This is a genomic window from Streptomyces sp. NPDC037301 (genome assembly GCF_055602785.1).
This window is the reverse complement of record NZ_JBVJWD010000001.1, coordinates 534,165-559,725: the sequence shown is the minus strand read 5'-3', so window position 1 is coordinate 559,725 and position 25,561 is coordinate 534,165. Positions and strand designations below refer to the sequence as shown.

Below are 25,561 nucleotides of genomic sequence, written 5' to 3'. Positions count from 1 at the left end.
ACCCCTTACGGGTGCGGCTGGTCGTCCGGCCACACCCCGATGTGGTCCTGCTCCAGCTCCAGCATCACGCGGTGCTCCATCCCGAGCGCCTCCGTGTAGTCGGCGGGCAGCTGCAGGCGGCCCGCGCGGTCGAGCATCGCGTACTCCCGCGCCACCTGGGACTCCAGGCCCGTCGCCGCGTCGACCTCGGTGCGGCGCAGCACCTCGGAGCTCGTACGGCCGTCACGGATGGCGACCGTGCGGCGGACCTCGCTCGCCACCGCCAGGTCGTGCGTGACGATCACGATCGTGGTGCCGAGCTCCTCGTTGGCGCGGCGGAACGCGGCGAAGACCCGCTCGCCGGACGCCGAGTCGAGTTCACCGGTCGGTTCGTCGGCGAGCAGCACCGACGGATTGTTGGCGAGCGCGACGGCGATCGCCACCCGCTGCTGCTGGCCGCCGGAGAGCTGCTGCGGGCGCCGGTCGCGGCACTCCTCCAGCCCCAGCATCCGCAGCAACGACTCGGCGCGCTCCACCCGTTCACGGCCCCGGCCCCGGCCGCGCAGCTGCATCGGCAGGGTGATGTTCTGTGCGGCGGTGAGGTACGGGAGCAGATTCCGGGCCGTCTGCTGCCAGACGAACCCGACGATGTCCCGGCGGTAGCGGAGCCGTTCCTTCGGTCCCATCGACAGCAGATCGCACCCCGCGACCTTCGCCGACCCGGCCGTGGGCACATCGAGGCCCGCCAGGATGTTCATCAGGGTCGACTTGCCGCTGCCGGACGCACCGACCAGGGCCATCAACTCGCCTTCGGTGACCAGCAGATCGAGGCCCTGGAGGGCCTGCACCTCCACCCCGTCCGCGGAAAAGATGCGGACCAGTCGGTCGCAGGCGATCAGCGCGTCGTGCCCGTAGGAGGGCCGGTCGCGGCGTGCGGTGGCCCGCTGTTCGAGCTCGGCCAGCGTGGTGTCGGTCGACGGCGACGTCATCGGGGGTCTCCTGCCCTGAGTTCGGTGATCGGTCCGCGGCTTCCGGCCCACCAGGCCTGGACGGCGGCCACCGCGGCGGTGAGGACGACCACGCCGAGCGCCGGAAGCGTCAGCGACCACGGGTCGGCCCGTAGCGCAATGGTGTCGTCTCCGCCGGATTCCGGCCCGGCGGAGAGAGCCAGGCTCACCAAGTCGACGCCCGGCGCCAGCAGGGCGGTCGTCGCCCATCCGACGAGCAGCCCGCCGACGGCGGCCAGCAGCGCCTGCGGCATCGCTTCGAGGCCGAGGAGCCGTCTGCCCTGCCGGGAGGTGAGGCCCATGGTCCGCAGCCGGGCCAGCAGAGCGGTGCGTTCCGGCGCGGTCTGCAGCAGCGACAGCAGAACGGCGAGCAGGGCGTAGCCCGCGCCGGCCGCGATCGCCGCCGCGTAGATCTTCTCGGCGCCCCGCTGCACGGGGGTGTCGACGAACGCCTCGCGTGCCTCGGAGCGCAGCCGCACGGAGACGTCCTTGCCCGTGTGGTGTGCCGCCGTGCGCAGTGCCTTCGTGTCCGGGGAGCCGCCGGTGACCAGCAGGGTGGTGGTCTGCCGGCGGGTGAGCGACGCGGCGTCGACGATCAGGAAGTCGCTGTCGGAGACGGCGGGAGTGCGCGTGACGGTACCCGCCACCCGCACCGTGAAGTTCCCGGCCGCCGCGGAGAGGTCACGTGCCCGGTCGCCGAGCCGCTCGGCGACGGACGGCGAGGCGATGACGGGCAGCACCGGGTCCTTCGGAGGCGCGGACTTCTTCGCTGCCGCGGAGGCCCTCAACCGGTCGGCGGGGAACGCCCCGAGGCCGGTTGCGCGGGCCAGCCGGGCATACGTCGCCGGGTCGACGCCCACCAGGGTGGCGTCCTTCGTGTGCTGGTCCCCGGTCCCGTCGGCCGGCAGCACCACGTCGTACTCGATCTGCACGCGCGCCACCTCCCGCACGCCGCCCGCTTTCCGTACCTCCCGGATCAGGCGGTCCGGGAGCGGTACGGAGTTGCCCGGGCCGCTGATCCGGGCGTCCGCGCCGATCGCGCGTACCGCCGCGTCGTCCCGCGCGTCCGCGATGCCCGCGAGCACCGAGCCGCCGAACGCCGCGGTGGTCAGCGCGATCAGCAGTGCGAGCAGCGGGAGCGTGCCACCTGCCGAGGTGCGCCCGGCGCGGGCCAGCGACAGGAATCCGACCGCGCCGCGCCGCCGGGCGACGGAGCGCGAGGCGAGACGCAGCGGCAGCGGAAGGAGCCGTACGAGGACCAGGGCGGCGATCAGACCGACGAGTACGGGGGCGGCGCTGACCAGCGGATCGCCGCCGCCGGAGCCCGTACCGCGCCGGCGCAGCGCGACGACCGCGCCGACGGCCAGCACCAGCAGGGTGAGCTCGGCGACCGTGCGCCGTCGCGACGGGCGGGCGTCCATCAGGTCGTCGCGGGCTCCGTGCAGCCGCGGCCTGCGGTGCGGCAGCGCCGTACACAGCGGCAGGGCGACGCAGACCAGTACGGCGACGGCGACCGCGCCGGTGACCGAGGGCCACAGCCGGGCGTCCCCGATGGTCAGTACGGCGATCAGCAGACCCAGCGCCGCCGCGGGCACCGTGGTCACCACCGTCTCGGCGAGCAGCCGGCCGCCGATGCCACGCAAGGATCCGCCGCGTGAGCGCAGCAGGGCCAGTTCGCTGCGGCGCCGGCCGCCCATCAGTCCGATGGTCATCAGCAGGACGACGGCGGCGACGGCTCCGATGCCCACGGCGGCGACCATGACGACCGGGCCGATCGCCTGACGCAGGGTGTCGTACCTGGTGAGGATCGTGTCCAGGTCGGTCGTGAGCGCGGCGTTCTCGCCGGCCACCGCACGCAGGTTCACCAGTCCCGGGCCGCCCTCCAGCGAGGCGATCGACGAGCGCAGGGCCGCCACGTCGGTGACGGTGAGGGGGGAGGCATCCGGTGGGATCCGCCAGAACGCCTCCGGCTGACCGGCGGTGGCGAGCAGCGCGGGCGCGGCGTCCGGCGGCAGCAGGACAGCCGCGATCCAGTAGTAACGCGGGATGTCATGCGTCGGTTTGGCCACCAGGGACGGGGTCCGGAGCAGTGGCTGGACCGACCAGTAGGCGGCCGCGGGACGCTCCGGGGTGACGATGCCGGTAATGCGCACGGTCAGCGGTGTTCCGCCCTGGGTCGGTACGGAGATGGCCGAGCCGACCTTGATCCGCAGGGCTTTCGCCGTCTCCTCGGTGACCGCGCCCTCCACCTCGGGCGTGCCCGCCGTGACCGTGCCGTGGACGGCGGGCCAGGTCCCGGTGCGCAGGGTGGCGTGGTCCGGCAGGTCCGACAGGGTCGAGTAGGTCAGCTCGGGGTCGATGAGGGACGGCCGCGGCAGCCAGCCCTCCTGCGCGGAGATCGGTTTCCCGGTGCGGAAGCCGTACGCGGACTGGGCGGTGTCGGGCCGCACCACGTCGGGCAGCCCGGACAGCACCCTGCGATGGACGGACGCCAGCGACGCCGCACTCACCGCTTCCTCACGCCGGGGCTGGGGCACCTGCAGATCGGGCTGCGGCGTGCTCAGCTCCAGCACACTGAGCCGGGGGTCCGCGGCGGCGATGTCATGGCGCAGCCCCTCGTTCTCGTAGCGGTCGACGGCACGCGGGAAAGCGGCGGCGAGGAACGCCGTCAGCAGCACCAGCAGCCCGAGCGCCCAAGCCGTGCCGGGAGCGGTACGCAGCCGGGTACGGACCCAGGGCGCGCAGGCGGCGGGGGCGCGACGGTCTCGAACGGAACGCGCACTCATGTCAGTTGTCCCCCTGGTGGCGCAGCGAGGTCGCGGGGTCGGCACCGCGCAGGGCGAGAAACACGACGATCAGCAGCGGCAGCGCGGCGACACCCGCCAGCAACGCGGCCACCTGCCCGGCCGGCAGTTGCACCAGCACCGGGGGCACCGGCGCGGTGGCCTGCCCGGTCAGCACGATGAGCGGCACGACGGCGCGGTTCAGTACGGCCCCGAGCGCGGCCCCGACCAGCAGCGCGATCGCGATCAGCACGCCCTGCTCGGCGGCGATCATCCGGGTCAGCCGTCGGCGCGGCGTCCCCAGTGCCCGCAGGACGGCGAACTCGGCGGTCCGTTCGCGCTGCGCGCCGGCGGCGCTCACCGCGAAGCCGACCGCGGCCAGGGCCGCGGCGACGACCGCCACCGCGGGCAGCGCGGACTGCGGCCCGGCGCCCAGTGGATCGCTGACCAGCTCCCGCGCGATCTCGTCGCGCACCTCGACCTGAGCCGGATCGGTGTAGGGCTGTGCCCGCAGCGCGGCGGCGACCTTTCCGGCCTGCCCGGGGGCGGTGCTCAGCCACCACTCGACGGGGGTGAGCACGGTGCCCGGACGGTGTGCGAGGACCTGGCCGACAGCCCTGAGGTCGAGCAGCAGGGCTCCGCCGTCCCGGGCCCGGTCGGAGCCGGTGACGGAGGCATCGGAGCCGGTGCCGGGGCCTGTGGTCGGCAGCCTGCGCACCACATCCGCGATCTTCACCCGGACCGTCTCGCCGGCCAGCGTGATGTCGACGCTCTGCCCCTTCCTCGCTCCGGCGGCCTTCAGATACGCGTCGGTGACGATGGCGTTCGGCGTCGGCGCCTTCGGACGGGGCGCGGTGGCCCGTACGGAGAAGGCGGGCGACTCCCACACGTCCGGGGCCGAGCCGGTGTCGTACCCGAAGGCCAGCAGGCTCTTCGCGGAGACCGTCACGTACACCGGATCGCCGGGCTGCTCCTCACCGGGCTGCTCCTCATCGGATACGGCGGCGGCGGTCTGCGTGGCGTCCCAGGCGAACCCGTCGGGCACCGGGACCGCCTGCTCGGTGCCGTCGGCCGTCACTGTCCTGAGGGCGCCGATGTCGACCCGGTGGGACTCGCTCCGGCCGGTCGGCCGGTTGCCGTCCAGCTCGAACCCGGTCACCGCGAGATCACCCGCGGCCGCCACCGCGAACGCGAACGGATGCGTTTTCCCGTCGACGGGTACGGCTCCGGCCGGTACCCGGTACGGGAAGCCGTAACGATCCTCCAGCAGCACGGTGACGAGCGGCGCGGTGCCGGACGGCGACGGCCGCGAGGGCGCCCCGGCCACCGTGATCCGCACGTCGAACCGGACCTGTTCGCTGCGCTGCGGCAGGAGCAGCCCGGCCCGTGCGGTCCTCGGCGGGGCGAGCGAGTCGAACAGCCGCTCCCGCGGCCCGTCACCGAGGTCGCCGCGCATCAGCATCCGCTCGTCGGCGTGCGCGGTGTCCAGGGCGAGGATCTCGGCGGTGCGTTCACCGGAGAGATCCAAGGTCGTACGGAACGCGGGCGCCGCCTCCCGTACGCCCGGCAGCCGCGCGTACGCGCCCGCCTTCGCCGGATCGTCCTCGACACTGCCCACCACGCGCACCGACGCACCGGCCCTGAAGTCCGCCTGGTCGCCCTGCGAACGGTCCCAGGAGGCGCGCTGCCCGATCGCCAGCATGCCCATGGCGACCGACAGGACCAGCAGCAGCACCGGTCCGGCATTGCGTAGCGGGCGCCGGCTGAACTGCCAGCTGGCCAGTGCAGTGATCAGCCCCCGGCCGCCCGCCGCACGGCGCTCCGCGAGCCGGGCCGCGGGCGGCAGCAGACGCAGCGTCAGTACGGTGCCCGCGAGCAGCAGCAGGGCGGGAGCCGCGACGAGCAGCGGATCGACGCCGAGACCGCCCTGCCGGTCACCGCTCAGCGCGCCGCCGCCGGAGCCCGTGTTCTGACGGTCGAGCTGCCAGTACGCCACCGCCGCGATCACCAGCAGACCGATGTCGGCGCCCGCCCGGAGCGGCGCGGGCAGCGCGGCGGCGCGGCGGGAACGACGCTCCCCGGCACCGGCCGCCAGCGCGGGCGCCACGACGGCCAGCGCACACGTCAGCGCGGCGACGGCGGAGACCAGCCACACGGTGGCGGTCGCGCCCCCGTCGAGCCGCAGCCCGATCCGGGACAGCGCGCCGCGGTCCGCAAGTAGCCGGGTCAGCGGCCCGGCGAGCAGCGGGGCGAGGAGCGCCGCGGGCAGCGCGAGCAACAGCGCCTCGATGGCGGCGAGCGCGGTGACGCGTCCGCGCGATCCGCCGCGGGCCCGCAGCAGCCGGGTCTCCCCGTCGCGCTCACTGCTCAGCAGCCGGGCCACCAGCAGCAGCGCGTAACCGGCGAGTATCACCAACTGGACGGCCACGATCATCAGCGTCGAGCGGGAGACCAGCAGCGCCCGGTCGATCTGCTCCAGCACCTGGGGGAGTGAGGTCCGCACGGTGGCCCCGCTCCTGAAACCGGGGGCGGCCTGCAGCTTCTTCGGAGCGGCCACGGCGGCGCTGTGCAGCGCCGCGGTCCGGCCCGTGGTGACGGTGCGGAAATCTGCGGTTGCCAGCCAGGACATCGTGCCGGAGCGCATCCGTCCGGAACCGAACACGGCAGGATCGGTGAGCAGCGGACCGTACGTCGTGAAGGCGACCTTGCGGATGCCGCGCCCGCCGAGTTCGTCCAACTGCCAGTACGGGTCGGCCTGGTCGGACGCCTCGTACACGCCGGTGATCAGGACGCGCACCGGCTTGTCGTCCAGCCGGTCGGTGAGGGTGAGCCGCGAACCGGGCCGCAGCTTCAGGACCCCGGCGGCGGTGTGCGGCAGGGCGACCTGGACGGGATCGCCGGCCCTTCCGTTCCCGGCCGCGGGCATGCGGCCCGCGGTCAGCCGGACGCGGCTGCGGTCGAGCGCGGCGAAGTGGGTGAGGTCCGGGTCGCCGCCCCGGACGTCCGAAGCCTGTGGACCGCCCGGCAGCGCGTACGAACCCGACGTCTCCAGGGTCCGGACCGTCACGGGCAGGCCGTCGAAGGTGTCGCGGGCGGTTCTCCGCGCGGTCGCGTCGGCCGCGTCCCGCTGCGCGGGCATCACCTGCGCGGACACGACGAGGGAGGCGGCGGACGCCGACCGATGCGTGAGGGCGTGGCGCAGCGCCGCGTCGCCGACGGAGCCGGAGAACGCGGTGAGCGCGGCCAGTACCGAGGCGGTGAGCAGGATCGCGAGGACAGCGGCGGCGAGCAGGAGCCGATAGGCCCTCACCCGGAGAAAGACAAACCCCGTCACACGTGCCCCCTTGGACCCTCACCGCACACACGCCCCCCGGCGATGTAGGGATGCTTTCAGGAAGCACGTGCAGTTGGAAACCGCTTGTGTGTGCACCTTGATGGGATCGTGATCGTTAATCGGATACGGAGGAACACATTCCGCACCCGGTGCGGGGGGCCGGGGTGTGTTCTCAGCCCTCGGTGTTCAGCATCGAGGCGGCGGCATAGGTGAGGTAGTCCCACAGCTGCCGCTCGTGCTCCGGCGCCAGTCCGAGCTCGTCGAGGGCGACCCGCATATGGCTCAGCCACGCATCGTGCGCCGCCCGGTCCACCCGGAACGGAACGTGCCGCATCCGCAGCCGGGGATGTCCGCGCTGCTCACCGTAGGTACGGGGACCGCCCCAGTACTGCATCAGGAACAGCCTGAACCGCTCCTCGGCCGGACCCAGATCCTCCTCCGGATACATCGGCCGGAGCAGCGGGTCCTCGGCGACCCCCTGGTAGAAGCGGTGCACCAGGCGCCGGAAGGTCTCCTCGCCGCCGACCTGCTCGTAGAAGGTCTGCTCCTGCAGCGTGTCGTGCGGAATGTCAGTCACCCGTCCATCGTCGCAGACGCACCGGCCGAGGACCGGGGTCCTAGGTCCTGCCCTCGGACCGTCGTCCGCCGGCCCCGACCTGCCCCGGCCCGGTTCCTGGCGCCGGGGCCCCCGGCGCAGGAAGGTGGAGGTATGGACGACGCACACCCGGACCCGTTCGCCGCGGCCGCCGCCGAGGAGCGATGGGCCATGGTGCGCGGGATCGTGGCCGGTGGGGCGCTGGGTGACCCGCAATGGCTAGCCGCGTTCGAGGAGGTGCCGCGGCATCTGTTCGTGCCGTACTACTTCGTGGGCGGTGGATTCGACCGCCTGTGGTGCGAGGACCCCGACCCGGTCAGGCGGGCCCAGTGGCTGCACGGGGCGTATGCGGACGGGGCGCTGGCCACCCGGATACGGGACGGTGAGCTGATCTCTTCGAGCAGCCAGCCGTCGCTGATGGCCCGGATGCTCGAAGAGCTGGACGTACGGGAAGGGCAGCGGGTCCTGGAGATCGGCGCGGGCAGCGGCTACAACGCGGCGCTGCTCGCGCACCGGCTCGGTGACGACGCCGTGACCACCGTCGACCTCGACCCGGAGATCACCGAGTCGGCCCGCCGGCATCTGGCGGCGGCCGGATACCGCCCGGCGGTGATCACCGGGGACGGGGCACGGGGCTGGCCCCGGCGCGGCCCGTACGACCGGATCATCGCGACCTGCACCCTGCCGTGCGTACCGCAGGCCTGGCTGGCACAGTGCACGCCCGGCGCACGGATACTGGCGCCGTTCGCCACCGGACTGATCGCGCTGCGGGTACGGGAAGGGGCGCACGGGAAGTATGCCGAGGGCCGGTTCCTGCACACGCCCGCGTACTTCGTACCGCTGCGCGGTACACCGGCGCGGCCCGCGCGGCGTCCTCACACGGGCGCACTGCCGAGGCGCGTCAGCGAGAACGAACTCTTCCGGTTCCTGCTGACGCTGACCGAGGCCACCCTCGACCCGCGCGAGGCCCTCGCCCTCTGGCAGCGCGAGCGGCGCCCCGAACGGGAGAGGTTCGGCATCACGGTCCGGGACGGGCGGCAGTGGGCCTGGCTGGACGACCCCGAGGGGCCGTACGCCTGGCCACTGCCCAGCGGGTAGGCGCGGGTCAGCCCCGGCGGATCGTGATCGTCGTCCACGCCCCGACGTGCACCTGGTCGCCGTCCTGGAGCGGGACGGGGACATAGGGCTGGATCGGGTCCTCGGCGCCGTTGAGCGTGGTGCCGTTGGTGGAGTTCTGATCGACCACGGCCCAGCTGGCGTCGGGCTGCTGCACCAGCACCGCGTGCTGGTGCGAGACGCCCGGGTCCTCCGGCGGCACGGACAGATCGATGTCGGGGGACTCGCCGGTGCTGTGCCTGCGGCGACCGATGGTGATCTGGTTGCCGGTCAGCGCAAGCTGCTGTTCCGGGGAGTACGCGGGCAGGTTGAGCCCGGTCGCCTCGGGACCGCTGCGCTGCATCATCGCCAGGAAGTACTCACGGTCCGGGGCGATGACCGCGGTCCAGGTCGCGGGCGGCTGGTTCTGGTTCTGACCCGGGAACGGCTGCTGCTGCGCCGGGGCCGGCGGCTGCGGAGCCTGCGTCCGGGACGGCGGCGACAGCATCCAGTCGTCGTCATCGCCGGACTGCGGCCCCTGCGGCGGGGCCGGCGGCTGGGAGGCCTGCGGGGCGGGTGGACCGGGCCGCTCGAACGCGGGCGGCGCCGACTGCTGCTGGAACGGCGGCGGCGGGGTCTGCTGCTGGAACGGCGGGGGCGGCGCGGTCTGCTGCTGGAAGGACGGCGGAGGCGGCGGTCCCTGCTGCTGGAACGGATGCGGCGGCTGCGGCGACTGTGGACCCGGCGCCGGGGGCCCGGGCCGGCTTCCCTGGTCGGGGGAGAGCGGTTCGGCCGGACGGTTCACCTGCGAGGGCCGCGAGCCCTGGTACTCGAACGGATCACGCTGCTGCTGAGGGCCCGGCGGCTGCTGCGCCTGGAAGCCGGGCGGCAGGTTGAGACCGGGCGGAGGGCCGGGAAGGCTGTGGGCCGGCGCCAGCGGCGTGTACGACGTCGCGGTGTTCGTGAGGAAGTTCCAGCGGCACTCCTCGCAGAACGGCGCCATGGCCTCACGCGGTGTGCGGCACTGCGGGCAGAGCTCGGCCTGCTGGGTCGCGTCGGGGCCCTGCGGGAAGCCGTGACCGGGAGCGGGCGGCGGGGGAGGCGGCGGGGGGACTGCACCCGCAGGCGCGCCCGCCCCGGCCATGCGATGGCCGCAGACCTCGCACCAGTCATCGGAACCCGACTGGTGTCCGTTCGGGCAGGTCGGCATGTCGGCGCTTCCCCCTCTCCTCGTCCGGCCCTGGGGGCCGTCATTTCTTCTTGCTCTCAGCCACCCGGCGGATCGCTCCGGCCGGGCGGCTCGGCTGTGCGGCTGTGTGGTTATTTCTTGACGCGAACGGTCTTGGTCGAGCGTGTTTCGAGTGTCATCGAGTCGGCTTCCGCGACCTTCGCCTTCAGTCGCACAGTACCGGTCGCGGCATCGACGACGTCCACCACCTTCGAAAGCAATTTCGCAGTTTCCTCGTTCCCGGACGCCGATGCCAGCTGCACCGCACGGCCCAGTTTCGCCGTTGCGCCGTCGAAGTCTCCCGACTTGCGTGCATCGAGCCCCTGCTGGATGACTTGTGCCAGTTCCGCCTGGCCCGTGTAGTGCGCGACCTGCGGGTTGATCGAGGTGGACGCCACCATGTCCTCCGTCCACACCGCCCGTACCAGGCCCTGCGAAAGGGTCTGCGGGGCCCCGCCCGACGGGTCGGGGAGGATCAGCGAGACCCTGGACGCCAGCATCTCCTGCCCGATGCCCGCCTCCGGCACCTGTACGCACACGTGGTAGTCGCGGGACTCGTCTCCCCAGGAACCCGTGGGATAGTCCCCGGCGCGGGGGCCCGCCTCGGTGCGGCGGTCGGTCAGATCGACGACCGTCGGTGCGACCTGCTTCACAAACTTGATCTCGACTCCGACGGGCGTCCAGAGCCGCAGCGCGACATCCGCGACCTCCTTGCCCATCGCGTTCTCCATCATCTGCGTGAAGTCCGCGGCCAGCCCCGCCGGGTCGGCGACGATGTCGGCCGTGCCGAGCAGCGCGGAGGCTATGGCTGTGACCTCTTTCACCTCCCAGTCGGTGCCGACACCACGGGCGTCACAGGTGAAGCGGCCCGCGCAGGATTCGAGCGCGGCCCGCAGATCCTCCGGCGCCTCGTGCTCGTTGCGGCCGTCGGTGAGGAGGATGCCGTGCCGGATCTCCACATCGGCGGCGCCGAGCAGCCGGTCCGTCAGCCGCAGCCAGGTGCCGATCGCCGTACCGCCACCGGCGCTGAGCGCACGCAGGGCCTCCTTCGCCTGGGCCTTGGTCCGCGCATCCGCGACGGCGAGCCTCCCGTTGCCCGGGTAGACCTCCTTGGCGACGTGCGTACCGCCGACCACGGCGAACGAGGTGCCGTCGCGCAGGGTGTCGATGGCCGCGGCCGTCGCATCGCGGGCGTTGCGCATCTTCGTCGGCGGATAGTCCATCGAACCGGAGCAGTCGACCATGATCGCCACGGCGGCTTTCGGCGCCTGCCCCGGTACGTGCGTGGGCGTTGCGGCCGCACCGGACAGCGGGACGCCGCCGGTGGTACCACCTCCGGTCGAGGTGACCGTGACGATCGCGTTGACCTCGCGACCGCCCTCCGGAAGATATTCGTTCTGGTACACCTCGACGGAGAACTGCGGCACGTTCGACTTGGAGAAGTTGGCCATCTGATCGGCTCCTTGAGGCTCCAGGTGTCAGATGAAGACAGCTGTGAGGGCAGAAATGCGGGTGAACGCGGGCGACGGCGTCAGGGATGGAGTGGGCGGACGGAAACGGAATCAAGCGTTACGGAACGGGACTCATGTGTTGCCGCAGGCCGATCCTGCCCCCTGAGGCGGTACCGCGAACGGCAGCAGAGCCACTGTTACGTTGTCGTGGCCCCCACCGTCGAGTGCATGACCCACCAGCACCTGGGCGCCGTGCAGCGGCCGCAGCTGGGCATCGGCCGGCACCGCAGCGGCCATCTCGGCCGCCGACTCCGCGTAGTTCCACAGGCCGTCCGTGCACACCACCACGAGACCGGACCGGTCCGGTTTGAAGGACGCGGTGTGCGGCTCCAGTTCGTACGCGTCGGCGCCGAGCCACCCCGTGATGGCGTGGGCGCGCTCGTCCGCGTACGCCTCGGCCTCGGTCATCAGGCCCGCCGCCACCATCTGCGCGGCCCAGGAGTCGTCCTCGGTCAGCCGGGCGGGCGGGTTGGTGCGGTCGTCCGGCACCCAGTAGACGCGGCTGTCGCCGACCCAGCCGACGACCAGCAGACCGCCCGCCATCACCGCGCCGACCAGGGTGCACGCCGGGGCGTTCTGGTGGCGCTGCGGGGCGTGCTCCATGGCCTGGCCGGGCTCCTCGGCCAGGGAGTTGACCGACTCCGAGGCTGCGACGATCGCCTCGTGCATCGCCTGTTGCGGATGGGTGCCGCGCGGCAGCGACTCCAGAAGCGCTTCGTTGGCGGCGCTCGCGGCGGCCGCCGACGCCTCGTCGGGGCGGCTCGCCGATGAGACGCCGTCACAGACGATCGCGACGACGGCCGGTGAACCGTCGGGCAGGGTGGTGGTCGACACCGCGAACGAGTCCTCGTTGCGGTGGTGGCGCAGGCCCCGGTCGCTGACGGCGGCCACCGAACCGAGCTCCTGCTCCATGTGGTCGCGCTCGCGTGGCTGGGCGTGACCGCAGTTCTCGCAGTAGCCGTCGTTGTCGACACGGCCGGCGCGGCAGGCTACACACAGTCTGGTGCCGGCCGGTGGCGTGGAGGGCAGTTCCACGGCAGGGGTACGGGGGTCGGGTGCGGGCGCAGACGCCTCGGCGGACGGCGTGGATGCGGGCGCGGCCCCAGGTGCGGCCCCGGGTGCGGCCAGCTCGAAGTCACCCGATCCGCCCGGCTCGTCGAACCGGACCGCTGCCGGGTGGGCCGCCGGAGTGCGGGCGGCCGCCGCGCCGTTCTCCGCCGGCACGGCCATGGCGATCGTCGGGTGGTCCTGCGGCGGTTCGGGCACGGCCGACAGGTCGTACCCGCACGCACCGCAGAACAGGTCCCCCGGCTCCAGCGGCTCCTCGCAGCCCGGGCACTCCGACAAGGCCGTCTTCTGGGGCTTCTGCGACATTTTCACACCCACGTCCGGGGGCGGAAACGGTTGGCCCGCTCCACCAGTTCGATCCTCTCGTCGCCGGGCTCTGCAAGCCGGGCGAGCATCCGGTACGAACGCTCCAGCCCGAAACGCAGGCCGCGCTCGTCCAACTCACTGCCGAGCAGTGCTCTCGGCCCGGGCGACCCGGCAGGCGCGTGCGGCTGCGGAGCCGAGGACTGAGCCGTTGGACTACCGGAGAGTACCCAGTCGAGTGCCGTCCCCAGCACCTCTGTCGACAACTGTTCGCGACGCACCGCGTCCAGACCGAAACCGGCCAGCCCCGAGACCTGGTCGGCGGCGGCCGTCAGATCGGCGATCAGCGGCTCGTCCGGGGACCGTTCACGCAGCCGCGCCCGCACCGCGGCGACCCTGGCCGCCGTGTAGTGGATCGACGCCTCCGGCACGGACTCCAGCGTCGTCACGGCGCCGACCCGGTCCCCGGCGGCGATCTGTACCCGGGCCAGGCCGAACGCGGCGCTGACGAAGCTCGGGTCGGTCGTCCACACCAGGCGGTAGTACTCGGCGGCGTTGTCCAGCTGACCCAGGACCTCCGCGCAGATCCCCAGCGCGAGCTTGGGCGCCGGCTCGCCGGGGAACGCGTCGTACACCGCGTCGAAGGAGAGCGCCGCGTTCTCGTTGTCACCGGTCACCAGCGAGGTGATGCCGCGGTACCAGACGACCCGCCAGTCGTCCGAGTACTGGTCCTCCAGCGCCGTCAGGGTCTGCCCCGCGGCGCCGGGTTCGTGCAACTCCAGACGGGCACGCAGTTCACGCAGCCGGGTCTCCAGCGAGGCCGCGGGTACGGCGTTCAATGCGGCAATCAGTTCGGCGGGGGCGGTGGCCATCAGTCCGGCGAGGAAACCCGCGTTGGGGTCGCTCGCGTCGACCCGGGGTACGGGCAGCGCGAGCGAGGTGGCCCGTGCGTCGAGCCCGGCCAGCCGGGGGCCGTTCGGGACGTACGGCCCCGATGGCGCACCGGGATGGGAGGCCGGGACACGGGGGGCCGGAATCGCGGCCCGGGTCTGCCCGTACGAGAAGGCCGCACCGCTCTGGCCCGCCCCGTTGCCCGCCTGTACGTGGGTGGGCGGCGCGGTCAGCGGACCGGCACCCGCCGCGGCGTACCCGGGTGCGGGCGGAGCACCCGCGAGCAGCGCGCCCGGCCCCTGCCCCGCAGGCGGCACGGCGGCTGCTCCCGGGGTCGCACCGGCCACCGACCCGTTCCGCCGCCCGAAGCGCCCTGACGATGCCGGAGCGACAACCCGTGCCCCCAGCCGCGACACATCGTCCGTCAGCTCGGCGAACAACTGCGTGTCCGTGACCCGTACCTCCGTACCGAACAGCGTCGACAGCGCAGGCCGCGGCCGCCCCGTCTGCAGCGACACCACCTCGCGCAGCACACCCGTCAGCTGCTCCGCCATCTCCGCCGCAGAGGCGAACCGCCGCGCCGGATCCGGGTCGGTGGCCCGCACCAGCAGCCGGTAGAACGACTCATAGGTCCGGAACACCTCGATGTTGTCCGGGTCCGGCAGCGAGTCCACGAAGACGTTGGTATAGCCCTGGAAGTCGAAGGTGAGCACCGCGAGCGTCCGCGCGACCGTGTACAGATCGGAGGCGACCGAAGGGCCGACCTCCGCGACCTCCGGTGCCTGATACCCCACCGTGCCGTAAATGGCCGACTCGTCGTCGTCCACTCTGCGGACCGCGCCCATGTCGATCAGCTTCAGCTGGTCCTCGGTCTGGATCGCGTTGTCGACCTTGAAGTCGCAGTACAGCAGGTTGCGGCTGTGCAGATGACCGAGCGCCTCAAGCGCCTCGATGCCGTACGCGCACGCCTGCTCGACCGGCAGCGGATCGCGCTTCCCGGCCGGGGTACGGCGCTCGTTCGCGATCTCCTTGAGCGCCTTGCCGCCGACGTACTCCATCACGATGTAGCCGTCGAGCGAGCCGGTGCGCTGGTCGAGATGCTCGACGAAGTTGTAGATCCGGACGATGTTGGAGTGCTCGATCTCGGCGAGGAAGCGGCGCTCCGAGATGGCGGCCGCCATGGCGTCCTGGTCACCCGTGTCGAGCAGGCCCTTGAGGACCACCCAGCGGTCGGACACCGCACGGTCGACCGCGAGATAGACCCAGCCGAGCCCGCCGTGCGCCAGACAGCCCACGACCTCGTACTGGCCGTGCACGATGTCGCCCTCGTGGAGCTTGGGCACGAAGGAGTACGGGTGGCCGCACTTGGTGCAGAACCCCTCCGTGCGGCCCGCCCGTTCGCCGCGCGCCCGGCCCACCGGGGCTCCGCAGTCCGAACGCGAACAGAAGCGCTTGCGCTCCGGCACCTCCGGGTTCTCCATCACCGCGGAGCGCGGGTCGGGACGCGGCACGTCCGGCACCTGTACCAGGCCCACGCCCAGCCTCCCCCGGCCGGACGACGCGCCCGTGGACGAACCGGAGGAACGGACCGACACCGAAGGGGACGTGGCGCCACCGGACAGCGAGCGTGAGAGCCGCCCCGAAACGGAACGCCGCGAGGTCGACGAGCGGGACGAGGAACGCGAGGACGCCCGGGACGACGCCCGCGAACTGCTGTTGCTGCCCCGACTGCCCCTGCTGCTCGCGCCACCGCCGCCCGCGATCCCGGTCGGCGGCGAACTCACCATGCCCGTCGGCGACACGACCGGAGCCAGGCCGCAGGTGTCGCAGTACAGCTCACCGCCGCCCACGTCCTCGTAATTGCCCTCGCACGCGGGGCGCTGGCACTGCGTACTCATGGTCCGTCCCCCTGTTCGCCCCGCCGCCGCGGCGGCCCTTCCACCTTGCACATGCCTGTACTCATCGCCGGTCCTCCGGTCCCGAGGTCCGGCGCTGGGACAGCAGTTCGGCCGCCGCCTCCTGATAGCGCAGTACCGCCTGCGCGGCGACCCGCAGATCGCACGGTGCGCTCCACAGCATCCGGCGTGCCGCGTCGTACCGCTCGATCAGCAGCGGGTCCTCGGCCATCCCGTGCCGGGCGACCTTCGCCTTGTACGCGTCGAGCCTGCCGCGCAGCTCCGCCCGTACGGCCAGCGGGGCCGTGACCGCGGTCAGCGACTCCCGGGCCCGCAGCAATTCCTCCTCGGCCTCCCGCTCCAGCGTCTCCAGGAGCGGGGAGAGCCGGTGCCACTGGGCATGCCTGCGGTACTCCGAAGCGGCGGCCAGCCGCTCCTGGAGCGCTGTCGCCGGGCCGCTGACCGCGGGCACCTCGGAGGCGGCGATCTTCGCCAGCACTTCGCCGCGCGCGGACCGGGCCTCGGTCAGGGTGCGGTCCGCGCGGGAGAGGACATCACGAAGGTGGACCAGACGCTGCTCGGCGTCCTGCCGGACCGCGAGCACCGCCTCGATCTCGCGGCGTACGTCGTCCAGGGCGCGGGCCGCCCGGTCGTAGCGCGTGGTGTCGGGGCGGCCGCCGCCGGGCGCCGAACTTCCGGGGCCCGACAGCCAGAACGCGAGCGGGTCGGAGATCACCTGGACCCGCAGCGTGGTCAGTTCATGGGTGATCGCCTCCAGGTCGTCGCCCGCCGGGTGCTCTCCGGGCCGTACGCCGACGGAGTGCGCCAGCGAGCGGGTGCGGTGCAGCTCGGCGGCGAGGAGATCTATCCGGGCGGGCAGTGCGGACCACACGGAGTCGGAGGCGACGACCATGTCCAGCGAGCGGGCGTACAGGTCGTTCATCCGGGCGACCAGCTCCTCCAGCGTGAACCGCTCGGAGAGCTTGGCCGGGCCCGTGATCGACGGATCGGGGCGCCCGGCCGCATGCGCCACGGTGACACCCTGGCCGCGCAGCAGTTCGGTGAGGGCCACCAGGTCGTCCCGGTTGGGGTGGCGCCGGCGGGCCCGCACCGCGCGGGCCTCGGCCAGCGCCCCCGCGTAGGCGTCGAAATACCCCCATAGCAGTGTGATCGACTGCTCGGTGGAGGCCCAGCGTTCCTTGGTGACACCGGTCAGATCGGCGCCCTCCAGGAGCCGGCGGCCCGCGTGGTCCTGCAGGGCGAGGAGCGAGGTCTCGATCGCCTCGTGCTCCGCGCCCAGCCGGGCCAGCGCACGGTCCGCCTCGTCCCGGTCCATGACCGGGCCGGGGGGCCTTTCCGCGTAGCCGGGGAAGGGGCCCGCGACGCCCATCGATCACCTCTCCGCTCTTCCTGCCGGGACGGGCCCGGCAGGATCAGTGCCACTGTCTCGCCGGTCCGGTCCGGTCCGCACCGTCGCGCACACCTGTCCGGCCCGGCGCTAGTTGCTCCGGTACTTGGGGGCCGGCGGCGCCGATATCCCCGGCAGACCGGCCTCCAGCCAATTCCGGTACGACACCATCCAGGGGCTGTCCGCACCACCCCTGCGGTAGTCGACCAGCACCTGGTTGATCCGGGCCACCAGATCGTTGGCACCGCGCTTCGTCGCCACGCCGTAGTACTCGGTGGTGAACGGCTTGTCGCCCTTGAGCTCGACCGCCGGGTCCTGGGCGGCCTGGCCGGCTGCCAGCGCGTTGTCCGTGACCACCGCGTCGACCTCGCCCAGTTGCAGCCGTACCAGGCAGTCCAGCTGGTTGGGGACGGTGAGCCGGTCCTCGTCCGCCTCGGTGCCGTCGTGCTCGTCCTTGAAGACCGAGCCGAACGACTGCTTCTCCAGCGCCTCGTACGCGGTGGAACCCTCGGCGGTGCAGATCCGCTTGCCCGCCAGGGACTTGTCGAACCCGGTGATCGGCGAGTCCTTCGGCGCGAGGACCTGCTGCCCGGCCCGGAAGTAGGCCGTGGAGAACGAGACCTGGTCCAGCCGGCTGCAGTTGATCGTCATCGTCCGGACGACGACATCGACCTTGTCGTTCTCCAGGGCGGCGATCCGCTGGTTGGTGGGGATGGCCCGGAAGATCACCGCGTCGGGATCGCCCAGGATGTCCTTGGCGATGGCCCGCACCAGATCGATGTCGAAGCCCTCGAGCTTGCCTGTCTCCGGATTGCGGTATCCCCAGCTGAAGCTGTTCTGGTCGACGCCCGCGATCAGCTTTCCGCGCGCTTTGATCTTCGCGATGTCCGGGCCGTCGGCGCTCGACGGCGGCAGGCTGGCCTCCGGGTCCGTGCAGTCGTCGGACCGGGCCTGCACCGCCTGCGCCGTACCCGGCCCCGAAAAATCCCCGCCGAAGGCGCCGGCGCCGGCGTGGGAGAGCGGCAGCAGGGTGAGCGAGGCCGTCACCGCACAGGCCACGGCCATGCCCGTCACCCCGCCCCAGCCGCGCAGCCTGCTGCGGGTGGACCCAGGGCCCGTGCCGAGCTTCCCACCGGGCTTGCGGGTTCTGGGGCCTCCGCCTCCGGCGTTGTCGTCAGTCACCGACGCTCCGCGTCGACTCCTTCCTCCGCCTTGGATTCGAAGGCCCCAGACCCCGCTCCCTGATCCGGCGGGAAACTCGGCACGGGCCCTCACGCCCGTGCGCTTCCTGGTCATCGCTCCCCCTCTCACCGGTACTCCGAGAGCCTGCGGTTGACCCCGACTATCGCGGCGAGGGCACCCAGCGCGGCGAGCGCGGCGGCCCCGATCGGCAGTCCGCCCAGCGCCCCGCGCCCGTCCTTCGCGGCCCGGGTGAACTCGTCCTGCTCATGGGCGAGCGCCTGCTTCAGCGCCTCGTCCACCTGGTTGAAGGACTCGCCCGTCGAGTTCCTCGGCCCGATGATCTGCTTCAGCGCGCCCTCGTAGTCGCCGTTGTCGTCGGTCGTGCGGGCGGTCCGGTGGCGGCCCTGCCACTCGGCGACACCGTTGATGGCGTTCGCCACCGGCCCGCTCCCCTGGGAGTCGTCGGCGAGCTTCCTGGCTTTCCCCAGCTCTGCACCGAGGGCCTTCATGCCCGTGTTGTAGTCGGTCTCGTACTGGTCGTTCTTGCCGTCCGGGGTGAGTACCGCGCCGCGGGCGACAAGAGTGAGGTTCTCATTGGCGCGAGCCTTCAGCGAGTCGATCCGCGCATGATTGAGGACATCGAGGGACTGCTGCCCGTGCGCATCGGCGTCCAGCAGTTCGGACCGCGCCACCGTGTGCCCCACGGCCAGCCACAGCAGCACCACGGTGGACGCGGTGGTCGCGACGAGCAGCCCGTGGTTGAAGACCCGGTTCGTCCTGCGGTAGTTGCGCCGCTGCGCCCAGAACAGTGCGGCCAGTGCCACGACACCGAGCCCGAGCGAGAGGAACGGCCAGGCCCTGGCCGAGTCGTTGTCCCGGTCGAGCCGCCCGGTCTCCGCCGTGTACAGCCGCTCGGCGGCCGGCAGCAGTACGTTGGTCATCTTCTGGTTCGCGTACCGGAGATAGGCGCCGCCCAGCGGCAGGCCCTGCCGGTTGTTGGCACGGGCCCGCTCGATCAGACCCGCGTAGCGGGGGAGTTCCTCGTTGAGCGTGGTGATCTCGTGCCCGGAGTTCGTCGACGCGTCCGTGTTGGCCGCGGCCTTCACCAGCAGCCGGGATGCTTCCTTGATGTCCTTTTCGTACCGGTCGTGGACATCGCGTGGCTCCTGCGCCCCGGCCAGGAAGCCGCTCGCCGCCGCGGTGTCGGCATCGGCCAGCGAGCGGTAGATGTCCGCCGCGTCGGCGCTCAGCGGCTGGCTGCGGCTCACCACGTCGTCGGCCGCGGCCGCCCGGTCGGCGATCTCGAACGCCGTCACGGCCCCGAACGCCACGACGAGCAGGGCCAGCACGGCCCCGATGATCTGGAGCCTGCCCGGTTCGGTCGTCGCCGCGGCCCGCAGCCGGTCCGCCGTAGCGGGCCAGGCACCGCGCTGCGGCGGAGCGGGTACGGTCGCGGGCACGGGCGGCTGAGCCCGCGCGTGTTCCGGCGCCGTGCGCACATTCGGCGGGTATGTCACTCGACCTCCCCCTCGGTCACTGACGGTGGCCCGGCCCCCCGGCCGATCGGAGGACTGGTACCCGGCCAGAAGTATGGCCGCAGGGACCGACATCCGCACCAGGAACGCCTGGATCCTGCACCGGTCCACGGATGGTAGTCACACGCATTCGATCAAGGCCTGAGCCGCCGATCAAGCCGATCGGCGGACCAATCCCCGAAGCGGACCGATCTCCCCACTCATGAACACGTCCGGGACAACTGAACGGTTCCCGTGCGCAAGGGGCGTCCTGCGACGCGAAACGCCACAGGACGCCCCTTGCGCCGGAAGACCGTCTCAGCTGTACTGCGCACGCAGCCTCTCGTGCACCCCGGCAGCCGCCCCCGTGTGATCCAGGCCGAGCAGCGCGGCCCCCAGGACCGGAGGCTCCGTCACCACCCGGACCACCGCCTTCGGGGCACGTACCGCGAGGAGTTCGGCGATCCTGTCGTCCAGCTGCGGGTGACGGGCTGCCAGCACCCCGCCGCCCAGCACCACCGGCGTCTCCTCGTCCAGCAGAGCGAGCCGGGTCAGCGCGACCGACGCCATCGCGGCGACCTCCTCCGCCAGCCGGTCCACCAGCGCACCCGCCACCGGGTCCCCGGCCGCCGCGGTCGCGAAGAGCACCGGAGTCAGCTCGTGCCTGCGCTCGAACTCGACCCGGCCCAGATGCAGCGCCTCGATCAGCGCGTACATCGAGTCGAGCCCGAAGTGTCCGGGCAGCGCACGGGCCAGCTCGGTCGGCTCACCGCGGCCGTCCTCCGCCCGCGAGGCGAACCACATCGCCTCCTCGGCCAGCCCCGAACCGCCGCCCCAGTCACCGGATATCCGGCCTATGGCGGGGAAACGCGCGGTCCGCCCGTCCGGCAGCATGCCGACACAGTTGATCCCCGCACCGCACACGACGGCCACACCCCGCGGCTCGTCCACCCCCGCACGCAGAATCGCGAAGGTGTCGTTGCGCACCTCGACCGTGGATCCCCAGCCACGGGCGCGCAGCGCCGCCGCCAACTGCTCCTCCTCCACCGGAAGATCGGCGTTGGCGAGACAGGCCGACACATGGGCGACGGAGTCCACCGGTTCGCCGGACAGCTCCAGCGCCCGGCCGACGGCCGCACCGAGAACGTCCACGGCCGTCTCGATCCCCACGACCGGCGGCTGGAAGCCACCGCCACGGGCAGCCGACAGCACCGTTCCGTCCTCACCGATCAGTGCCACATCGGTCTTGCTGTTCCCCGCATCGATCGCGAGGACCGAAGCGTTCACGCCCACGCCAGGTGCTCCCGGTTGTGCGCGATCAGCTTGTCGGTGAGCGCCTCGGCGTACTCGAACTGACCGATCAACGGGTGCGCGAGCAGTGCCTTGAACACCCGGTCGCGGCCGCCGCGCAGCGCGGCCTCCAGGGCGAGGTCCTCGTACGCCGTGACATTGGCGATCAGACCGGCGTACAGCGGGTCCAGCTCCGGTACGGCGAGCGGGGTGGCGCCCGTCCCGTCGACCCTCGCCTGCACCTCGATCACCGCGTCGTCCGGCAGGAACGGCAGCGTCCCCCTGTTGTACGTGTTGACCACCTGTACCGGGGTGCCGCCCGAGCCGAGCAGCGAGGACGCCAGGTCCACGGCCGCCTCCGAGTAGAAGGCGCCGCCGCGCTTGGCGAGCAGCGCGGGCTTCTCGTCCAGCGCCGGATCGCCGTACATGGCGAGGAGTTCCCGCTCCATCGCGGCGACCTCGGACGCCCGGGACGGCTTGGTGCCGAGCTCCCGCACGACCGCGTCGTGCGCGTAGAAGTAGCGCAGGTAGTACGAGGGGACGACGCCGAGCCGGTCGGTGATGGCCCGGGGCATGCGCAGGTCGTCCGCGATCGCGTCGCCGTGCTCGGCGAGCAGCTTCGGCAGGACGTTCTCGCCGTCCGGGCCGCCGAGACGCACCCCGAGTTCCCAGGTCAGGTGGTTGAGCCCGACGTGGTCGAGGTGGACCTCGGCCGGGGTGACGTCGAGCAGCCGGGCGAACTTCCGCTGGAAGCCGATCGCCACGTTGCACAGGCCGACGGCCTTGTGGCCGGCCTGGAGCAGTGCCCGGGTGACGATGCCCACCGGGTTGGTGAAGTCGATGATCCAGGCGTCCGGGTTGGTCCGGCGGACCCGCTCGGCGATGTCCAGGACGACCGGCACGGTGCGCATCGCCTTGGCGAGGCCGCCGGCGCCGGTGGTCTCCTGGCCGATGCAGCCGCACTCCAGCGGCCAGGTCTCGTCCTGGTTGCGGGCGGCCTGGCCGCCGACGCGCAGCTGCAGCAGGACGGCGTCGGCGTCGGCGACGCCCGCGTCGAGGTCCGAGGTGGTGACGATCCGCCCCGGGTGGCCCTGCTTGGCGAAGATCCGCCGGGCGAGGCCGCCGACGAGCTCCAGGCGGTCGGCCGCCGGGTCGACGAGCACCAGCTCCTCGATGGGCAGCGTGTCCCGCAGCCGGGCGAATCCGTCGATCAGTTCAGGTGTGTAGGTGGACCCGCCACCAACTACTGCGAGCTTCATAGTCAGCCCTTTACTCCGGTCAGTGTGACGCCCTCGACAAAAGCCTTTTGAGCGAAGAAGAAGACGAGGATCACGGGGGCCATGACCAGTACGGTCGCGGCCATGGTCAGGTTCCAGTCGGTGTGGTGTGCGCTCTTGAAGGACTCCAGGCCGTAGCTGAGCGTCCAGGCGGCCGGGTTCTCCGAGGCGTAGATCTGCGGGCCGAAGTAGTCGTTCCAGGCGTAGAAGAACTGGAAGAGGGCCACGGCGGCGATGCCCGGCTTGGCCATCGGCACGACGACCTTGAGCAGGGTGCGCAGCTCGCCGCAGCCGTCGACCTTCGCCGCGTCGAGGTACTCGTTCGGGATGGTCAGCAGGAACTGCCGCAGCAGGAAGATGGAGAACGCGTCGCCGAAGGCCATCGGGATGATCAGCGGCCAGAGCGTGCCGGACAGGTCCAGCTGCTTCGCCCAGAACAGGTACATCGGGATGACGACGACCTGCGGCGGCAGCATCATCATCGAGATGACCAGCATCAGCGACAGATGCCGGCCGCGGAAGCGGAACTTGGCGAGCGCGTACGCCACGGGCAGCGAGGAGACGACCGTGAGGACGGTGCCGAGCCCCGCGTACAGCAGGGTGTTCTTCCACCAGGTCAGAAAGCCGTCGGTGTCGAACACCCGCTGGTAGTTGCTCCACTCGAAGGGGTGCGGCCACAGATCGCGGGTCAGCGCCTGCTGGCCGTTCATCAGCGAGGTGAGCACCAGGAAGACGAACGGCAGCACGAAGAAGAGCGCGGCGGCGACCCCGAGCGAGTGCACGGCGATCCAGTTCAGCAGCGACTTGCGGCGCGCCCTGCGTTCGGCCGGGGTGACCGGGCCGGTCGCGGGGTCGGCTTCCTTGACGGTGTCGAGTACCTGCGCCACGTCACTCACCTGCCTGGATCAGTCCGCTGCGGCGTCGCATCAGCAGTGCGGTGAACGCCATGGCGAGTACGAAGAGAACGAGCGCGACCACGCAGGCGGAGCCGTAGTCGAAGCGCTGGAAACCGAGGTTGTAGACGACCTGCGGAAGCGTCAGTGTCGACTTGTCGGGATAGCCCGGTTCGAACTGCTGCCCGGAGCCGCCCATCACACCCGAGGCGACCTTCCCGGCCACGAATGGCTGGGTGTAGTACTGCATCGTCTGGATGATCCCGGTGACCACCGCGAACATGATGATCGGCGAGATGTTCGGCAGGGTGACGAAGCGGAACCGCTGGAACGAGGTCGCCCCGTCCAGCTCCGCCGCCTCGTACTGTTCCTTCGGTACGTCCAGCAGGGCGGCCATGAAGATCACCATCAGGTCGCCCACCCCCCACACCGCGAGCGCGGTCAGGGCCGGCTTGGACCAGGCGGCGTCGGTGAACCAGCCGGGCGTGGGGAGCCCCAGCTCGCCGAGGATCGAATTGACCGGCCCGGTCCCGGGGTTGAGCAGGAAGACGAAGCCGAGTGTCGCCGCGACCGGCGGGGCCAGGTACGGCAGGTAGAACAGGGTGCGGAAGACCCCGGCCCCCGTCTTGATCCTGGTGATCAGCAGCCCGATGCCGAGGCCGAACACCACCCGGCAGGTGACCATCACCACGACCAGCCAGAGCGTGTTGCGCAGCGCCGGCCAGAACAGCGGGTAGTCGTTGAAGACGAAGGACCAGTTCTTCAGCCCGCTGAACTCGGGGGCTGAGAACCCGTCGTAGTCGGTGAAGGAGAAATAGAGCGTGGAGATCAGCGGGTAGGCGAAGAAGACACAGAACCCGATCAGCCACGGCGACATGAAGGCCGCTGTCCGCAGCGCCGACCGGCGGCGCTTCGAACGGAGTGTGTAGGTGGTCATCGCGGTTCTACTTCGCCTGTGCGATTGCCGCGTCGATTTCCTTGGCGGTGTTCTCCAGACCCGCCTTGACGTCCTTCTGCCTGCCCTTCTCGATGTCGAATCCGAGGTTCTGCAGGGACACCAGGTACGCGCCGCCGTTCACCGAGGGCGGGGTGGTGGTGCTGTTCGGGTTCGCGGCGATGTCCAGGAAGGTCTTGAACCGCGGGTCGTACTTCAGCTTGGGCGACTTCAGCGCCGCCAGGGTGGACGGCACGTTGTGGATGGCGTTGGCGAAGTTCACCACGGCGTCGGTGTCGGTCGTCATGAACTTCACCAGCTCCCAGGCCGCGTTCTGCTTCTTCGAGGTGGCGGCGATCCCGGCGATGGTGCCGGTCAGATAGCCCTTGCCCCAGGTGTCGGCCTGGTCGTCGGCGACGGGCATCGGGGCGACGCCGATCTCGAACTTCGGCTTGGTCTCCTCGGCCATCCCGAGCCGCCACTCGCCGTCCAGCTGCATCGCCACCTGGCCGGTGTGGAACGGGTGCTTGGCACCCCACTCGTCACCGAAGGACGTGCGGTACTTCTCCAGCTTCTCGTAGCCGCCCAGGTCGTCGACCAGCTTCTTCTGGGTCGTGAGCATGGCGGCGAACGACGGGTCCTTGGCGATGTTCGACTTGCCGTCCGCGTCGAAGTACTTCGGGTCCCAGGCGCCGAGGTAGCGCTCGGTCGTCGTCTCGTAGCCGTGATAGTTCGGCATGAAACCGAGCCGCTCGTACGAGTCGCCCTTGGTCTTCGTCAGCTTCTTGGCGTCCTCGGCCAGCTCCGACCAGGTCCTTGGCGGCCGCGTGATCCCGGCCTTCTCGAACGCGTCCTTGTTGTAGTAGAGGCCGTACGCGTCACCGAGCAGCGGCACGGTGCAGCGCACCCCGTCGAACTGGGTGTAGTCGTTCATCGCCTTGGGGAAGGTCTTGTCCGGGTCGATCCCGTCCTTCTTCAGGAAGGGGTTGAGGTCGACGAACGCCTTCGACGAACAGAACTTGCCGACATTGTTCGTGGTGAACGACGAGACGACGTCCGGGGCGTTCGAACCGCCCGCCCGCAGTGCCTGGTTGACCTTGTCGTCGGTCATGTTGCCGACGACCTTCACATGGATGTTGGGGTGCGCCTTCTCGAAGGCGTCGACCGTCGCCTGGATTCCCTTGACCTCGTTCGGGGAGATCCAGCCGTGCCAGAAGTTGATGGTCGTCTCCTTGGACGGGTCATCACTGGCACCGGAGTTGCTCTGGCCCATACAGGCCGAGGCGAGCAGAGATATGGCGGCGGTCGCGGCGAGCGCGGCGGCCGTCTTCCGGCGGTTTCCGGACATGGCGGTCTCCCGGTGAAGGATGGGGG

Annotated in this window: 18 protein-coding genes; 2 read left to right on the top strand and 16 right to left on the bottom strand. The window is 71.6% G+C overall.

Annotated elements, in window-relative coordinates; all coding sequences use genetic code 11:
- Positions 1–5: 5 nt before the first annotated feature.
- The 4 genes from ACZ7IB_RS02615 to ACZ7IB_RS02600 all read right to left on the bottom strand — a co-directional run bounded on the left by ACZ7IB_RS02615 (position 6) and on the right by ACZ7IB_RS02600 (position 7,680).
- The gene (locus ACZ7IB_RS02615) at positions 6–968 is read right to left on the bottom strand and encodes an ATP-binding cassette domain-containing protein (RefSeq protein ID WP_470908545.1); all 963 of its coding nucleotides are present in this window, start codon (positions 966–968) and stop codon (positions 6–8) included.
- Positions 965–3,772, bottom strand: coding sequence for an FtsX-like permease family protein (locus tag ACZ7IB_RS02610; protein ID WP_470908543.1), 2,808 nt, complete (start codon positions 3,770–3,772; stop codon positions 965–967). Before ACZ7IB_RS02610 ends, ACZ7IB_RS02615 begins: the two co-directional genes overlap by 4 nt.
- Position 3,773: 1 nt before the next feature.
- Positions 3,774–7,103, bottom strand: a complete 3,330-nt coding sequence (locus ACZ7IB_RS02605) for an FtsX-like permease family protein (protein ID WP_470908541.1) — start codon at positions 7,101–7,103, stop codon at positions 3,774–3,776.
- 172 nt (positions 7,104–7,275) lie between these two features.
- Positions 7,276–7,680 (bottom strand): globin, encoded by a 405-nt coding sequence (locus ACZ7IB_RS02600; RefSeq protein ID WP_470908539.1) that lies wholly within the window; start codon positions 7,678–7,680, stop codon positions 7,276–7,278.
- A gap of 132 nt (positions 7,681–7,812) precedes the next feature.
- Here ACZ7IB_RS02600 and ACZ7IB_RS02595 point away from each other — a divergent pair, with 132 nt between their 5' ends.
- A complete protein-coding gene (locus ACZ7IB_RS02595; protein ID WP_470908537.1) occupies positions 7,813–8,796 on the top strand; it encodes a methyltransferase domain-containing protein in 984 nt (327 codons plus the stop codon).
- Positions 8,797–8,803: 7 nt separating this feature from the next.
- On the opposite strand, the gene ACZ7IB_RS02590 is transcribed toward ACZ7IB_RS02595, so the two are convergent.
- The 4 genes from ACZ7IB_RS02590 to ACZ7IB_RS02575 form a co-directional block, all read right to left on the bottom strand.
- Positions 8,804–10,003 carry an FHA domain-containing protein gene (locus ACZ7IB_RS02590; protein WP_470908535.1) on the bottom strand — a complete coding sequence of 400 codons (1,200 nt, stop codon included), beginning with the start codon at positions 10,001–10,003 and terminating at the stop codon, positions 8,804–8,806.
- A gap of 110 nt (positions 10,004–10,113) precedes the next feature.
- Positions 10,114–11,472, bottom strand: coding sequence for a vWA domain-containing protein (locus ACZ7IB_RS02585; RefSeq protein ID WP_470908533.1), 1,359 nt, complete (start codon positions 11,470–11,472; stop codon positions 10,114–10,116).
- Between the two features lie 132 nt (positions 11,473–11,604).
- A complete protein-coding gene (locus tag ACZ7IB_RS02580; protein ID WP_470908531.1) occupies positions 11,605–12,912 on the bottom strand; it encodes a protein phosphatase 2C domain-containing protein in 1,308 nt (435 codons plus the stop codon).
- Positions 12,909–15,389 carry a serine/threonine-protein kinase gene (locus ACZ7IB_RS02575; RefSeq protein ID WP_470908529.1) on the bottom strand — a complete coding sequence of 827 codons (2,481 nt, stop codon included), beginning with the start codon at positions 15,387–15,389 and terminating at the stop codon, positions 12,909–12,911. Before ACZ7IB_RS02575 ends, ACZ7IB_RS02580 begins: the two co-directional genes overlap by 4 nt.
- Here ACZ7IB_RS02575 and ACZ7IB_RS02570 point away from each other — a divergent pair.
- Complete coding sequence (locus tag ACZ7IB_RS02570; RefSeq protein ID WP_470908527.1) at positions 15,361–15,654, top strand: hypothetical protein; 294 nt, start codon at positions 15,361–15,363, stop codon at positions 15,652–15,654. The genes ACZ7IB_RS02575 and ACZ7IB_RS02570 overlap by 29 nt on opposite strands.
- A 99-nt stretch (positions 15,655–15,753) precedes the next feature.
- On the opposite strand, the gene ACZ7IB_RS02565 is transcribed toward ACZ7IB_RS02570, so the two are convergent.
- From ACZ7IB_RS02565 to ACZ7IB_RS02530, 8 genes are all read right to left on the bottom strand, one after another.
- A complete protein-coding gene (locus tag ACZ7IB_RS02565) occupies positions 15,754–17,079 on the bottom strand; it encodes a hypothetical protein (protein WP_470908526.1) in 1,326 nt (441 codons plus the stop codon).
- A gap of 108 nt (positions 17,080–17,187) precedes the next feature.
- Positions 17,188–18,162: a glutamate ABC transporter substrate-binding protein gene (locus tag ACZ7IB_RS02560; RefSeq protein ID WP_470908760.1), complete on the bottom strand. Its 975-nt coding sequence runs from the start codon at positions 18,160–18,162 to the stop codon at positions 17,188–17,190.
- 242 nt (positions 18,163–18,404) lie between these two features.
- A complete protein-coding gene (locus ACZ7IB_RS02555) occupies positions 18,405–19,796 on the bottom strand; it encodes a hypothetical protein (RefSeq protein WP_470908525.1) in 1,392 nt (463 codons plus the stop codon).
- A gap of 315 nt (positions 19,797–20,111) precedes the next feature.
- The gene (locus tag ACZ7IB_RS02550; RefSeq protein ID WP_470908523.1) at positions 20,112–21,086 is read right to left on the bottom strand and encodes an N-acetylglucosamine kinase; all 975 of its coding nucleotides are present in this window, start codon (positions 21,084–21,086) and stop codon (positions 20,112–20,114) included.
- Positions 21,077–22,342 (bottom strand): 6-phospho-beta-glucosidase, encoded by a 1,266-nt coding sequence (locus tag ACZ7IB_RS02545; RefSeq protein ID WP_470908521.1) that lies wholly within the window; start codon positions 22,340–22,342, stop codon positions 21,077–21,079. Before ACZ7IB_RS02545 ends, ACZ7IB_RS02550 begins: the two co-directional genes overlap by 10 nt.
- 2 nt (positions 22,343–22,344) lie before the next feature.
- The gene (locus ACZ7IB_RS02540; RefSeq protein ID WP_470908519.1) at positions 22,345–23,247 is read right to left on the bottom strand and encodes a carbohydrate ABC transporter permease; all 903 of its coding nucleotides are present in this window, start codon (positions 23,245–23,247) and stop codon (positions 22,345–22,347) included.
- 1 nt (position 23,248) lies between these two features.
- A complete protein-coding gene (locus ACZ7IB_RS02535; protein ID WP_389971442.1) occupies positions 23,249–24,190 on the bottom strand; it encodes a carbohydrate ABC transporter permease in 942 nt (313 codons plus the stop codon).
- 7 nt (positions 24,191–24,197) lie between these two features.
- Positions 24,198–25,535 (bottom strand): ABC transporter substrate-binding protein, encoded by a 1,338-nt coding sequence (locus tag ACZ7IB_RS02530; protein ID WP_470908517.1) that lies wholly within the window; start codon positions 25,533–25,535, stop codon positions 24,198–24,200.
- Positions 25,536–25,561 lie beyond the last annotated feature (26 nt).